Origin of the sequence: Achromobacter sp. (assembly GCF_036567245.1) — a bacterium.
Lineage (GTDB): Bacteria > Pseudomonadota > Gammaproteobacteria > Burkholderiales > Burkholderiaceae_B > Achromobacter.
The window spans coordinates 1-13339 of the sequence record NZ_DATCUY010000374.1; the positions used below are offsets into that span (position 1 = coordinate 1).

A 13339-nucleotide genomic window follows, 5' to 3' on the forward strand; every position below is an offset into this window, starting at 1 on the left:
CGGAGGCTGGCGGCCAACACCCGGGTGCCGGGCGGGTAGGTCATGTCGCCCAGTGCGGTTTCGCGGGCCAGCAGGCCCTCGAAATCCAGCGTGCGGCGTTGGCTGTCCAGCTGCATGTCCACCTTCAGCAGGGGCAGGCGCGCCACCTCCAGCGCCTCGCTGCCTTCGGTGCGCAGCAGCCAGCGCGGCGCGTCGGCGGCGCTGGCGCCGTTGATGACCTTCAGCCAGGCGCCAGGCGGCACGGGTTGCTGGTTCAGGGTGTTGCCGATGGCCAGATGGCAGCTGGCGAAGTTCGGGTGCCCGTCGCGCAGCACGAATTCGAGCCGGTGCCCATGCGCGCACAGCCAGCCGTCCTGCGCCTGATCGCGCGCGATCTCCACCGACAAGGTCTCGGCCTGCTTGCTGCTGGCCGGGTAGCGGAACATGCGCGTGGCGGCGACGCCCTGGATGGAGGCAGGGTGGGCTTCGGGAAAGACAGCAAGGTCGAACGAAGTCAGGTCGCCCGGCTGGGCCAGGCTGAGCACGGTGCCGGCGGGCATCGCCACGCCGGCCAACTGGGTCGGCTGGGCCAGCGCGGTCTTGCGTTCGGCATCGGCCTGGGCGCTTTGCCGGGCCGAGAACCACAGGCTGAACTGCTGATAAGGAAAGATGGCGCCGATGATGGCGAGAAAGGCCATCAAGATGGCGCCGCCGCGCCGGTGGCCGCCCAGCCATGCCCGGGCGTTGGGCGTGGTGGCCAGCACGGCCAGCCAGGTCAGCAGCGTGGCGAGGCAGGCCAGCGACGCTGCCATCAACACGTAGAAATTACCGCCAGGAAGAGAAACCGGAATCATGGCGGCAATTATGCGCCAATCCGCAGCGGACATCGGCGCGCACGGGCCTTCAGGTCTTGGCGGATTCCGAGCGGGTCGCCACCACTTGCAGCTTGAGTTCGCCCAGGGCCTGGAACAGCGCGTTGCGCGTGCCTTCGGGCAGGTCGCCGAACATGGACTTGACCCAGGATTCGTGGGCGCGGGCCATGCGGGCGAAGCTCTTTTTACCCAGCGGCGTGAGCTTGATGAGCGAGCTGCGGCGGTCGGACTCGACCTTGGTGCGTACCACCAGGCCTTCCTTTTCGAGCTGGTCGGTGATGCCGGTGATATTGCCGTTGGTGACCATCATGTGACGCGACAGTTCACCCATCTTCATGCCCTTGGGCGCGCGCTGCAATTGCGCCATCAGGTCGAAGCGCGGCAGGGTGGTGTCGAATTCATTGCGCAGGCGGCTGCGGATCTCGCTTTCGACGAGATTGGCGCAGGTCAGCATGCGCAGCCAAAGGCGCAACGCATGGTGATCGTCGGGCGCGGCGCGGGATTCCAGGTCGGGGGTATCGGTCATGGCTATGGAAATTACCGGGAATGAGGGGCGGGCGCCAGATGCTGTTGATCAAGGATCGCGCGGATCGCCGGGTAGGCCGTGGCGTTGCCGGCGGCGCGCTTCTTGAGTATCGGCGGGATGTCGGGTACTGTCGCGCGAACGTCGTGCCGGGTAGCTGGCGCTGCGCTTTCATCGTTTTGGTGGAGGGTAGCCATGGCGGTAGCTTATTAGTAAAAACCCTTTGGTAAAAACCCTAGACTTGTCTTGCCGAATACTTTAAACCTAAACTATGAAGCACGCCAGCCTTGGCTGTGCAGCAAGAAGTCTTTCGAATCGCGATTCCAAAAAAGAACACCCTCTGCGCGGGCTCGCGCACGGAGCACACCACCATGCGTTTGATCACTTCCCTTCTGGCCGCCGCCGCCCTGGTGCCGGCACTGGCCAGCGCCGACACCATCAAGGTCGGCATCGCCAACGACATCTCCGGTCCGTTCTCGGCGCTGGGCGCCGAAGCCCGCGACGGCTTCAACCTGGCCATCAAGCAACTGGGCAGCAAGCTGGGCGGACAGCCCGCCGAGTTTGTGCAGACCGATATGGGCGGCAACCCCGACCAGGCCCGCCAACTGGTGACGCGCTACATCCAGCGCGACAAGGTCGATTTCTTCACCGGCCCCATCGGTTCGAACGTGGCGCTGGCCGTCGGCCCCGCGCTGTTCGCGGCCAAGGTGCCGTACCTGTCGAACAACCCCGGCCCCAGCCAGTTCGCCGGCGCGCAATGCAATGCATACTGGTTCGGCACGTCCTACCAGAACGACGCCTTCCACGAAGCGGCCGGCAAGGTCGCGGCGGACCGCGGCTTCAAGAAGATGTTCATCATGGCGCCGGACTATCCGGCCGGCAAGGACGCCTTGAACGGCTTCAAGCGCGGCTACAAGACCGCTCCGGGCGATGAGGTCTACACCAAGCTCGGCCAGATCGACTACGCCGCCGAACTGGCGCAGATCCGCGCCGCCAAGCCGGACGCCGTCTATATCTTCCTGCCGGGCGGCATGGGCATCAACTTCGTCAAGCAATTCGTGTCGACCGGCCTGGCGCAAAGCGTCAAGCTGATCGGTCCGGGCTTCTCGGCCGACGAGGACGTGATCCAGGCCGTGGGCGAGCCCATGCTGGGCATGTACAACACGGCGCAGTGGGCGCATGACCTGGACGTGCCGCAGAACAAGACCTTCGTCGAAGCCTTCCGCAAGGAATACAACGGCCGCTACCCCTCGGTGTACGCCGCCCAGGCCTACGACGTGATCATGGCCATGGACGCCGCTGTCAAGCAGGCCGGCGGCAAGGTCTCCGACCGCGAAGCCATCGTGCGCGCGCTGGAAAAAGCCGACTACCCCTCGGTGCGCGGCAGCTTCACCTACGGCAAGAACCACTATCCCATCCAGTCCTATTACCTGCGCGTCGTCGACAAGGACGGCAGCGGCCGCATCACCAACAAGCTGGTGGGCAAGGTGTTCGACAAGTACCAGGACGTCTACGTCGGCGAGTGCAAGCTGTAGCCCACCCCCGAAGCGCTGCGCGCTTCCCCCTCAAGGGGGCATGCCTGCGGACCGGCGGAGCCGGCTCCGCGGCATCCGGATCGGGTGCACCTCTGCACGCGCGGCGGTGGGTGCGCCTGCGTGATGGGCAATCAGTTGGCTTTTGTGATTTGACCGCGAGCTAGGCCATCGGCAATTCGCGGCAAGGGGGAAGTTTTCATGACGTTTACGCTGATCGTCGAGCAATTGCTGAACGGTCTGCAGTTTGGGTTGATGTTGTTTTTGATCGCGGCCGGGCTGACCCTGGTGTTCGGCATCATGGACATCATGAATCTGGCTCACGGCTCGCTCTACATGGCCGGCGCCTATGTCGCCGCCGAGACCATGCAGCGCACAGGTTCATTCACCGCCGCCGTCCTGGTGGCGGCCGTCGCCACCGGCATCGTCGGCGTGGTGCTGGAACTCACGCTGATCCGCCGCCTCGCGCTGCGCGACCACCTGGCCCAGGTGCTGGGCACTTACGCCATCATTCTCATCGCCAACGATCTGGTCAAGATGATCTGGGGGCCGGCTCCCGTCATGCTGAACATGCCGGCCGTGTTGTCCGGCCCGGTCCGGCTGCTGCCCGATCTGCTGTATCCCGCCTATCGCCTCATGATCATCGTGTTCGGCGTGGCTGCCGCCGCGGGCCTGTACTGGTTCGTGACGCGCACCCGCGCAGGCGTGCTGGTGCGGGCGGGCGCGTCCAACCGCCAGATGGCCACCCTGATGGGTGTGCGCGTGCCGCTGCTGTTCCTGGGCGTGTTCGTGCTGGGCGCCATGCTGGCCGCCGTGGCCGGCGCCTTGCTCGGTCCGATCACCTCGGTGCAGGTGGGCATGGGCGAAGAAATCCTGATCCTGGTGCTGGTGTGCATCGTCATCGGCGGCATCGGCTCGATCCGCGGCGCCTTCGTCGGCGCGCTGCTGGTGGGCATGGTGGACACGGCGGGGCGGGCCTTCCTGCCCATGCTGCTGCGCCAGGTCTTTTCGCCGGCCGTGGCTTCCAGCGTCGGACCGACGCTGGCCGCCATCGCCATTTACGTATTGATGGCGGCAGTGCTGGTGTTCCGGCCCTCCGGCTTGTTTCCGGCGCGGGGTTGAGCATGAAATCCATCATCTGGACCGTGGTCCTGCTGGCCGCGCTGGCGGTGTTCCCCCTGGTGGCGCCGGCGCTGGGCCTGGACTTCTATATTTCCTTCGTGCGGCGGGTGCTGATCTACGCCTTGGCCGCGACCAGCTTGAACCTGATCCTGGGCTACGGCGGCATGGTGGCGCTGGGGCACGCGGCCTTCTTCGGCGCGGGCGCCTACGCGGTCGGCATCCTGGCCATGGCGGGCGTCACGTCCGCGCTGATTGTCTGGCCGGCGGCCATGCTGCTGGCGGCGGTGCTGGCCTGCATCACGGGGGCGATTTCGCTGCGTACCCGCGGCGTGTACTTCATCATGATCACGCTGGCTTTCGCGCAGATGCTGTTCTACATCTTCATCTCGCTACGCCAGTATGGCGGCGAGGACGGACTGAACCTGCCGGGCTATTCCACCCTGCCGGGCATCGACCTGGCCCATGACGTCAGCTTCTATTACCTGGTGCTGGCGCTGTTCGCCCTGATCATGTGGGTATTCAGCCGCGTGGTGACCTCCCGCTTCGGCACGGCCCTGCAAGGCATACGCGAGAACGAATCGCGCATGGAATCCATGGGTTATCCGGTCTACCGCATCAAGCTGATGGCTTTCACGCTGAGCGGCGCGATAGCCGGCCTGGCGGGCGCGCTGCTGGCCAACCACAACCTCTTCATCTCGCCCAGCCTGATGCACTGGACCCAGTCGGCCAACCTGCTGATCATGGTGCTGGTGGGCGGAATCGGCCTGCGCTATGGCGGCGTGGCCGGCGCCGTGGTCATGCTGACCCTGGAAGAAGTGCTGCGCCTGTGGACCGAATACTGGCACCTGCCCCTGGGCGTGTTGCTGCTGTGCGTGGTGTTCGGCGCGCCGCGCGGCCTGGTCGGGCTGTTCGGCCCGCTGTTCAGCGGCCGCGCCGCTGCTCCCCAATCCGGCAAGGTGGGATCATGAACGCTGCCGTAACGCCGGCCTTGCAGGCTACGGGACTGGTGCGCCGCTTCGGCGCGCTGGTCGCCACCGACAATGTGTCGCTGTCCTTGAACCCGGGCGAAATCCACGCCCTGATCGGCCCCAATGGCGCGGGCAAGTCCACGCTGATCCATCTGCTGTCGGGCACGCTGACGGCGGATTCGGGCACGCTGAAAGTGGGCGGCCGCGACGTCACCGGCATGAACGCCCACCAGCGCGTCTCCGCCGGGCTGTCGCGTTCGTACCAGATCACCAATATCTTCAAGCAATCCACCGTGCTGGACAACCTGGTGCTGGCGGTGCAGGCGCACGCGGGCAGCAGCTTCCGCTTCTGGAAGCCGCGCGCCGCCGAATCGGCCCTGTACGAACAGGCGCGCGAATTGGCGCGGGAATGCGCCATCGACGCCAGCCTGCTGGAGCGCCCGGCCGGCACCCTGCCGCACGGCGAACAGCGCAAGGTCGAATTCGCGCTGGCCCTGGCCGCGCGGCCCGACGTGCTGCTGCTGGACGAGCCCATGGCGGGCATGGGGCCGGATGAAACCGTGCGCCTGACCGAATTGATCGAATCCATGCGTGGCCGCGCCGCCATGCTGCTGGTCGAACACGACATGCAGGCGGTGTTCCGCCTGGCCGACCGCCTGTCGGTGCTGGTGTATGGCCGCGTCATCGCGACCGGCACCCCTGACGAAATCCGCGCCAATCCGGAAGTGCGGCAGGCCTACCTGGGCGACGAGGAGACCGCGTGATGCTGACCATCGAATCCGTCAAGAGCGGCTACGGCGCCAGCCAGGTGCTGTTCGGCGTGGACCTGCAGATCGGCGCGGGCCAGGTCGTGACCCTGCTGGGCCGCAACGGCATGGGCAAGACCACGCTGCTGCGCACCCTGTTCGGGCAATTGCCCCTGCGCGGCGGCAAGATCCAGTTCGCCGGCCAGGACATCAGCGGCTGGAGCCCGGACCGCATCGCGCGGGTCGGCGTGGCCATCGTGCCAGAAGGGCGGCAATGCTTCCCCAACCTGACGGTGCGTGAGCACCTGACGGCCTTCGTCGCCGGCCGCAATCCGGACATCGGCGAACCCTGGACGCCGGAACGGGTCTTCGAACTCTTTCCGCGCCTGCACGAGCGCGCCCGCAACATGGGCAACCAACTCTCGGGCGGTGAGCAGCAGATGCTGGCCATTGGCCGGGCGCTGGTCACCAATCCGCGGTTGCTGATCCTGGACGAGGCCACCGAAGGCCTGGCGCCCAAGATCCGCGAGGAAATCTGGAATTGCCTGGCGCGCCTGCGCCAGGCCGGGCAGACCATCCTGGTCATCGACAAATATGTCGAACGGCTGCTGAGCCTGGCCGACCGCCACGTCATCCTGGAGCGCGGCAAGGTGGTCTGGACGGGAGACTCCCAGGCCCTGGACGCCGATCGCGGCCTGTGGGAGCGCTACCTGGGCGTGTAGCAAGAAAGCTGCAATGTAAACGGGCAAATGTTGTCAGTCGTGACATAAAAAGCAATAAATCGACATTTACATTGCAACAGTGCAACTTAGGGCGCGGGAACGTCTTACAAGCGTTTGCGCCTGTTTCAATTGGAACCACTGTTCTCTAAACTTGTCGCGCTGGACGTGCCGCGTGGGTACGCCCGCATCGGGCTCATGGCTGAACAAGCGGGGCAATCGCGCGGCAATAAGCGGCTTACACGGCCCAAGCCCTTGCGCGCGTCCCCTTTTCACGCAGGTTACGTCTTATCTAGTTGTCAGGAAGACTTTGCATGGCGAAATGGGGTTTGCGCAGAAAATCGTTGATGGCGCTATTGCTGGCGTGCGTGGTTGCGCTGGCGCCGGCCGCCTTGATTGGCTGGCAGGTGCTGGACGGGGTCCGGGAGCACTTCGGGCGCGCTTTCTCCGACAACTTCACGCAATTGAACCGCCAGCGCATCCTGGCGCCTGTGTCCCGCGAGCTGGCCCTGTCGCTGCGGCTGGCGGATAGCGAGGTCACGCGCCGCTGGCTGCGCCACGAAAGCGATCCGGCCGCGCGCGAGCTGTTCTTCCGCGAAGCCGACGGCTACCGCCGCGATCTGCTGGGCCGCGCCTACTTCATCGCCAGCGCCGCCTCGGGTAACTACTACTTCAACGACGACCAGCCGCTGTCCGAGACGCCGCGCTACACCTTGAGCAAGAGCGCCGCCGACGACGCCTGGTTCTACCTGACGCTGGCGTCCCCGGCCAAGTACAACATCAACGTCAATCCGGACCTGAAGCTGCAGACCACCAAGGTCTGGATCAACGTCCAGGTGCGCGACGGCGACCGGGTCATCGGCCTGACCGGCTCCGGCCTGGACGTGGGCGGGTTCCTGCGCGAATTCGTCAATAGCGGCCAGCCAGGGGTCACTCCCATCATCGTCGACGAGGAAGGCGCGATCCAGGCGCACATGGACGCCTCGCTCATCGCCTACAACTCGGGCGCCGGCGGCGCCGGCGCCGGCCGCGGCACGGTGTTCAACCTGCTGGACGGCGGCGAGGGCCGCGCCGAGTTGGCCGCAGCCTTGAAGGCGGCGCGGACCGACCCGCAATCGGTGCAATCCGCCTGGGTCAAGATGGACGGCATCCGGCAACTGGTTTCGGTGGCCTACATGCCGGAACTGCACTGGCACGTGCTGACCGTGGTGGACCTGGGCGCGGCCCGGGTGCTGGACACGGATTGGCTCTGGCCCGCCGCCATCGGCCTGGTGGTCCTGTTCGCGGCCATGCTGCTGTGCTTTGGATACGCCATCGAACGCCTGATGCTGCGCCCCTTGCGTCGCCTGCAGCAGTCGGCGCGAGCCATCGCCGACGGCAGCTACGACGTGCGCCTGCCGCCGGGCGGCCAGGACGAGATCGGCGACCTCAGCCGTGCCTTCGGCGTGATGGCGGACAAGGTGCGCCAGCACACCGCCGAACTCGAAACCAAGGTGCGCGAGCGCACCTCCGAGCTCGAAGACGCCAACCGCGCCATGGCCGCCGCCCACAAGAAGATCGACGACTCCATCGATTACGCCAGCCTGATCCAGCGCGCCATCCTCCCGGACCGCCAACTGACCCAGTCCCTGGGGGCGCACCATTTCGTGCTGTGGAAGCCGCGCGACGTGGTCGGCGGTGACTTTTACGTGTTTCGCTCCGACGGCGCCAATTGCCTGCTGGGCATCATGGATTGCGCCGGCCACGGCGTGCCCGGGGCACTGATGACCATGCTGGCCCGCGCGGCCATAGACCTGGCCATCACCGAGGCGGGGCCGGCCGATCCCGCCGCCATCCTGACCCGCACCGACAACGCCATCCGCGCCATGCTTGCGGACGCGCAACTGCCCCGCGCGCTGGCCACGAACACTGATGCGGCCCTGGTTTATATTGACCGCCAAGCCGGCAGGCTGCGCTATGCCGGCGCCAAGATCAGCTTGTACGCAAGCAACGGCGACGAACTGCGCGAGGTGCCGGGCGGCAAGCGGGCGCTGGGGGACAAGCGTACCGAGACTTACGAAAACATCGAACTGAGGATGGACCCCGGCTGGACCTTCTACCTGGTCACGGACGGGTTCCTGGACCAGGCGGGAGGCGAGCACGGCTTTGGCTTCGGCAATACCCGGTTCGCGGAAATGCTCAAGACGCACGCGCGCCGGCCGTTAACCGAACAGGCGGCCGCCTTTACCCAAGCGCTGGCAGAGTATCAAGGCGGGCGACCGCAGCGTGATGACATCACCTTGCTGTCGTTCCGTTTCGAATAAACGTTATCAGGGCGGTTACCCCCATGAATGCCTCCGATCTTTACGCATTGGGCGAACGGTTCAACCAGAATCGCACCCTGTTGTGCTTCAACGGACCGATTTCCCGCAGCCTGATCGAGGAAATCGGCAATGCGCTCAAGAACTACCTGAACGCGGAGCACGCGCGGCCGGCCGAGGCCATGGACGTTTTCTCGGTCTACATCGAGATGATCCAGAACATCCGCCAGTACGCCGCGCAGCATGGCGACGTGGACGCCTCGGCCACCGTGGTGATCGGCCGCCGCGATGAAAGCCGCTATGTGGTGTCCGCAGGCAATCTGGTCAAGTCCCAGGATGGCCAGTCGCTGGTCGCCCGCATCCAGGAACTGGCGACACTGGACAAGGCCGCCCTGAAGGCCGAATACAAGACGCAGCTGCATAAGCCGCGCGCCCAGGGCGTCGCCTCGGGCGCGGGCCTGGGGCTGATCGACATCGCCCGCCGGGCAGGCGCTCCGCTGGAAGCCAGCCTCACGCCCGCGGCGGCGGCAGGACAGGCTTTTTTCAGCCTGAGCGTCGTGATATGAACGCGCCTGCCCAAGAAATATATTTGGAGCAATTGATGAAAGATTTGAATATTCCGGGGACCCAGTCCACGCCCGCCATAACCGCCGACACTGCTGCCGGCGTGCTGGCGATGCGCGGCGACTCCTATCCCGAGAATTCCTTCGAGCTGTTCGGCCCCGTCATTGAATGGGCCGAAGCCTACCTGCTGAGCAGCGCCGCGCCCCTGAAGCTGGAGCTCGAACTGCTGTATCTGAACACCAGCAGCATCAAGTCCGTCATGGATATCTTCGATCTGCTGGAGGCTGCCCACGGCAAGGGCCGCGAGGTCAGCGTCACCTGGTTCTACGACATGCGCAACGAGCGCGTCGGCGAGCTGGCCGAGGAATTCAAGGAAGACTGCACCTTTCCCTTTTCAGTCGTCGGCCGCCAATGAAATCCGCCGCCGCCCAGCTGGATAAGCGTATCGCCGAATTGCTGGCGGACCCGGCCTATCAAGGCCATCCGTTGCATGAAGCGCTGGACGCGCTGTGGCGGCACACGGCCGAGCAGATGGCGCGCATCGAGCGCGTGACCCAGCTGTCGGACGCCTACCAGAGCATGGCGCACGAACGCGAGCTGGGCCTGTGCGACCGTTTCGACCGGCAACTGCGCCGCCTGACCCGCATCGCGCGCATTTCTGACCACTATCAGAGCATGATGCGGGACCTGAATTCAGCGTTGCTGGAAACCTCCAACCGCGATGCCTTGACCGGGCTGTTGAACCGGCGGGCCTTGATGGAGATGATCAAGCAGGAGGTCCTGCGCGTCTCCCGCGGCGGCTCGACCTTCGTCGTGGCGATGCTGGACGTGGATCACTTCAAGTCGGTCAACGACCGCTATGGCCATGAAACGGGCGACCGCGCGCTGGTCGAGCTGGCTGGCGCGTTGGGCAAGAACCTGCGCGAATACGATCTGTGCGGCCGCTGGGGCGGCGAGGAGTTCCTGGTGCTGCTGCCCAGCACCCAGCCCGAGGATGCCCAGCGCGTCATGGACAGGCTGGTGGGCGCGGTGCGGGCCCTGGCGATCACGGTGGGGGACGGCGTATTGGGATTGACCGTCAGCATAGGCATGGCATACCACCAGCTAGGAGAGACGTTCTCTGAAACGCTCAGCCGCGCGGACCAGGCCCTGTACCTGGCCAAGCAGGACGGACGCGATCGCGTCGAACTCGGGTTTCCGAAGCGCTGAATGAAACCGGACCAGCTGTTATCCGGCATGGAGCCCCATATGCTTGATTCCTATCCAGGCGTCACCGACGAGCGCCCTCAAGGCGCCGCGTGGCACCCGGGCACTTACCTGGCGTCCATGGATCGGGCGCTGCTGCTGTTCGATTTCAACCCGGCCGGCTCCTTGCTGAACGCCAACGCGAACTTTCTCGCCTTGGCGGGCTACGCCCGCGACGAGGCCCTGGCGTTACGCCACGACATGCTGTGCGACAGCATGGACGAGGGCAAGGGGATCGTCGGCGGCGAACAGGTCTGGGCCAGGCTGCTGGGCGGCAAGCACTTCACCGGCACCTGCCGCTACCGCAAGAAGGACGGCGGCTTCGTCTGGATCGAGGCCACCTACATGCCCATCGCCGACGAAGTCGGCGAAGTGGTCCGGATTTCCGTCATATCCCGCAAGTCCATCGCGGATGCCGATCGCCAGGAAGAGATCCGCCTCCTGCTGCTGGGCATCAACGAAACCGGCAACGCCGTCGCCGTGTCGGGCAAGGACGGCCGTATCGTCTACGTGAACGACGGCTTCCAACGCATGCTGGGCTTCGCCCGCGGCGATGCCGTGAACCAGGAGCTGGGCGAATTGCTGGCTGGCGGCCGGCAGGACGGCGGCACGCGCGAAGAACTGGACCGCCGCGTCGCCTGCCGCGAGGGCTACCACAAGGACGTGCTGGTCTACGACCGCGCCGGCCGGCCACTGTGGGTCTCGGTAATGGCGAACTCCGTGTTCGATGAACGCGGCACGCTGGTCAACATCGTGGACGTGCTGACGGACATCACGCCCACCAAGGTGCATGAAGTGCTGCAGCGCCGCGTGCTGCAGGCCATGGTCAACGAGGCTTCGGTGGTCGAGGTCATGAATATGGTCTGCCGCGAGGTCGAGCGTCTGGCGCCCGAGGTCGCAGCCAGCGTGCTGCGGGTGGACGACGCCGGCCTGCTGCGGCCGCTGGCCGCGCCCAGCCTGCCGCAGGCCTTTGCCGACGCCCTGGACGGTGTGGCCATCGGTCCGCAGGCGGGCGCCTGCGGCACCTCGGCCTTCCTCGGGCGGCCCGTGATCGTGCCGGACATCTCCACCGATCCGCTGTGGGACGATTACCGCCATCTGCCGTTGCCCGAGGACATAAAGGCCTGCTGGTCGTCGCCCATCAAATCCAGCGACGGCCGGGTGATAGGCACCTTCGGCTTCTATTTCCGCGAGCGGCGCCTGCCCGACGATTTCCACCATCGGCTGGTGGATGTGTGCGTCTATCTGTGCGCGCTGGCGTTGGAACGCGAAGAGGCCCGCGCCCGCATCCGCCAACTGGCGTTCTACGACGAACTGACGGGCCTGCCCAACCGCAACCTGCTGCTGGCGCAGGCCGAACAGGCCATCGCCCGCGCGGAACCCGAGCGCAAGCGTGTTGCCGTTCTGTTCCTGGACCTGGACCGCTTCAAGCAGGTCAACGACACGCTGGGCCATCCCATCGGCGACGCGCTGCTGCGCGACGTGGCGCAGCGCCTGCGCCGCCTGGCGCGCGCGACCGACATCGTGGGTCGGCTGTCGGGCGACGAGTTCGTGATGCTGATGCCGGACTTTGAACACGGCCGCCTGACGGCCGCGGCCGAACACGTGCTGGTGGCCCTGGCCCAGCCTTTCTCGGTGGGCGGCATCACCCTGAATCCCTCGGTCAGCATCGGCATCAGCGTGTTCCCGGAAAACGGGCGCGACATGGATACGCTGCTGCGTCACGCCGACATGGCGATGTACCAGGCCAAGACGGCGGGACGCAATCGCATTTCCTTCTTCAGCGCCGAGATGAACCGGCAGGCGCAAGAGCGCCTGGCGCTGGAAGCCGCCTTGCGCGACGCGCTGGAGGCCAAGGCGCTGCGGCTGCATTATCAGCCGCAGGTGGGCCTCAAGAACGGCCAGTTGTACGGCGTCGAGGCGCTGGCCCGCTGGCGCCATCCGACCCTGGGCGATATTTCGCCGGCACGCTTCGTGCCGCTGGCCGAGGAGTGCGGGTTGATCGGCGACCTGGGCGACTGGGCCGTGCGCGAGGCTTGTTCGCAACTGGCGGTCTGGCGCGCCAACGGCCTGCAGGTGCCGTCGGTGTCGGTGAACCTGTCGGCGACGAACTTCCACAACCTGAACCTGCCTCGAATGATCGAGGCGACGCTGGCTGAATTCGGATTGGCGGCGGCGGACCTGATGTTGGAGATCACCGAGGGCGTGGTGCTGGACGCGACCGCCGGCACCTTGCGGACCATCGCGGAACTGCATCGCTTGGGGGTGCGGTTGTCGATGGACGACTTCGGCACTGGTTACTCCAGCCTGGGGCATTTGCGGCGGCTGATCGTGGATGAACTCAAACTGGATCGCAGTTTCGTGCAGGGGCTGGAGAGCGACGACGCGGCCCGGGCCTTGACCAGCGCGGTGATTCGTATCGGAGAGAGCCTTAGCCTGCCTGTGGTGGCCGAAGGCGTCGAGAACGAAGAGCAGCGACGGTTCCTGATCGAGCAGGGGTGTGCGGCGGGGCAGGGGTTCCTGTTTTCTCCGCCGTTGCCGGCGGGGGATCTTGAGGAATGGCTGCGGGGTAGGCCTTAGGCTTTCTGGCTGCTGTTGCTGTTGCTTCTGTCGGGTCCGTTGGTTCTTAAGACTCCTGTCGCGTCGGCGGCCTGCGGGGCGCGGGGCAACGATTGCGGTCCGGAGCGTTCGCTCCGGACTTCCCCATCCTCATCCTCGTCACCGCCTGCGGCGGTTCCTTCGGATTCCGTCGGGCTTATCGACGCCCCG

12 protein-coding genes are annotated in these 13339 nt (G+C 65.8%); 10 read left to right on the forward strand and 2 right to left on the reverse strand.

Annotation, left to right across the window (positions count from 1 at the left end):
• Positions 1 to 833 (reverse strand): hypothetical protein (locus VIR09_RS16020; RefSeq protein WP_332013762.1); only part of this gene is annotated, 833 nt, incomplete at its 3' end.
• 49 nt (positions 834 to 882) lie between these two features.
• Positions 883 to 1377, reverse strand: a complete 495-nt coding sequence (locus VIR09_RS16025) for a MarR family winged helix-turn-helix transcriptional regulator (protein ID WP_088138207.1) — start codon at positions 1375 to 1377, stop codon at positions 883 to 885.
• Positions 1378 to 1745: 368 nt separating this feature from the next.
• Here VIR09_RS16025 and VIR09_RS16030 point away from each other — a divergent pair, with 368 nt between their 5' ends.
• The 10 genes from VIR09_RS16030 to VIR09_RS16075 all read left to right on the forward strand — a co-directional run bounded on the left by VIR09_RS16030 (position 1746) and on the right by VIR09_RS16075 (position 13150).
• Positions 1746 to 2909 carry an ABC transporter substrate-binding protein gene (locus tag VIR09_RS16030; RefSeq protein WP_013391328.1) on the forward strand — a complete coding sequence of 388 codons (1164 nt, stop codon included), beginning with the start codon at positions 1746 to 1748 and terminating at the stop codon, positions 2907 to 2909.
• A 198-nt stretch (positions 2910 to 3107) separates the two neighbouring features.
• The gene (locus VIR09_RS16035; RefSeq protein WP_332013763.1) at positions 3108 to 4028 is read left to right on the forward strand and encodes a branched-chain amino acid ABC transporter permease; all 921 of its coding nucleotides are present in this window, start codon (positions 3108 to 3110) and stop codon (positions 4026 to 4028) included.
• 2 nt (positions 4029 to 4030) lie between these two features.
• Complete coding sequence (locus VIR09_RS16040) at positions 4031 to 4996, forward strand: branched-chain amino acid ABC transporter permease (RefSeq protein ID WP_332013764.1); 966 nt, start codon at positions 4031 to 4033, stop codon at positions 4994 to 4996.
• Positions 4993 to 5760 carry an ABC transporter ATP-binding protein gene (locus VIR09_RS16045; RefSeq protein ID WP_332013765.1) on the forward strand — a complete coding sequence of 256 codons (768 nt, stop codon included), beginning with the start codon at positions 4993 to 4995 and terminating at the stop codon, positions 5758 to 5760. The genes VIR09_RS16040 and VIR09_RS16045 overlap by 4 nt, the downstream gene beginning before the upstream one ends.
• Positions 5760 to 6464: an ABC transporter ATP-binding protein gene (locus tag VIR09_RS16050; RefSeq protein ID WP_332013766.1), complete on the forward strand. Its 705-nt coding sequence runs from the start codon at positions 5760 to 5762 to the stop codon at positions 6462 to 6464. Before VIR09_RS16045 ends, VIR09_RS16050 begins: the two co-directional genes overlap by 1 nt.
• A 311-nt stretch (positions 6465 to 6775) precedes the next feature.
• Positions 6776 to 8764: a biofilm regulation protein phosphatase SiaA gene (gene siaA / locus VIR09_RS16055; protein WP_332013767.1), complete on the forward strand. Its 1989-nt coding sequence runs from the start codon at positions 6776 to 6778 to the stop codon at positions 8762 to 8764.
• 23 nt (positions 8765 to 8787) lie between these two features.
• Complete coding sequence (gene siaB, locus VIR09_RS16060) at positions 8788 to 9327, forward strand: biofilm regulation protein kinase SiaB (RefSeq protein WP_332013768.1); 540 nt, start codon at positions 8788 to 8790, stop codon at positions 9325 to 9327.
• A 35-nt stretch (positions 9328 to 9362) separates the two neighbouring features.
• Positions 9363 to 9740 (forward strand): biofilm regulation phosphoprotein SiaC, encoded by a 378-nt coding sequence (siaC, locus tag VIR09_RS16065; RefSeq protein ID WP_332013769.1) that lies wholly within the window; start codon positions 9363 to 9365, stop codon positions 9738 to 9740.
• Complete coding sequence (gene siaD, locus VIR09_RS16070) at positions 9737 to 10534, forward strand: biofilm regulation diguanylate cyclase SiaD (protein ID WP_332013770.1); 798 nt, start codon at positions 9737 to 9739, stop codon at positions 10532 to 10534. Before siaC ends, siaD begins: the two co-directional genes overlap by 4 nt.
• Before the next feature lie 39 nt (positions 10535 to 10573).
• A complete protein-coding gene (locus VIR09_RS16075; RefSeq protein ID WP_332013771.1) occupies positions 10574 to 13150 on the forward strand; it encodes a sensor domain-containing protein in 2577 nt (858 codons plus the stop codon).
• Positions 13151 to 13339: the final 189 nt, after the last annotated feature.

What these genes read in the sequence shown, in the direction of transcription:
- VIR09_RS16025 (WP_088138207.1), bottom strand. Translation starts at nt 1,377, where the DNA reads ATGACCGATACCCCCGACCTGGAATCCCGCGCCGCGCCCGACGATCAC.
- VIR09_RS16030 (WP_013391328.1), top strand. Translation starts at nt 1,746, where the DNA reads ATGCGTTTGATCACTTCCCTTCTGGCCGCCGCCGCCCTGGTGCCGGCA.
- VIR09_RS16035 (WP_332013763.1), top strand. Translation starts at nt 3,108, where the DNA reads ATGACGTTTACGCTGATCGTCGAGCAATTGCTGAACGGTCTGCAGTTT.
- VIR09_RS16040 (WP_332013764.1), top strand. Translation starts at nt 4,031, where the DNA reads ATGAAATCCATCATCTGGACCGTGGTCCTGCTGGCCGCGCTGGCGGTG.
- VIR09_RS16045 (WP_332013765.1), top strand. Translation starts at nt 4,993, where the DNA reads ATGAACGCTGCCGTAACGCCGGCCTTGCAGGCTACGGGACTGGTGCGC.
- VIR09_RS16050 (WP_332013766.1), top strand. Translation starts at nt 5,760, where the DNA reads ATGCTGACCATCGAATCCGTCAAGAGCGGCTACGGCGCCAGCCAGGTG.
- siaA (WP_332013767.1), top strand. Translation starts at nt 6,776, where the DNA reads ATGGCGAAATGGGGTTTGCGCAGAAAATCGTTGATGGCGCTATTGCTG.
- siaB (WP_332013768.1), top strand. Translation starts at nt 8,788, where the DNA reads ATGAATGCCTCCGATCTTTACGCATTGGGCGAACGGTTCAACCAGAAT.
- siaC (WP_332013769.1), top strand. Translation starts at nt 9,363, where the DNA reads ATGAAAGATTTGAATATTCCGGGGACCCAGTCCACGCCCGCCATAACC.
- siaD (WP_332013770.1), top strand. Translation starts at nt 9,737, where the DNA reads ATGAAATCCGCCGCCGCCCAGCTGGATAAGCGTATCGCCGAATTGCTG.
- VIR09_RS16075 (WP_332013771.1), top strand. Translation starts at nt 10,574, where the DNA reads ATGCTTGATTCCTATCCAGGCGTCACCGACGAGCGCCCTCAAGGCGCC.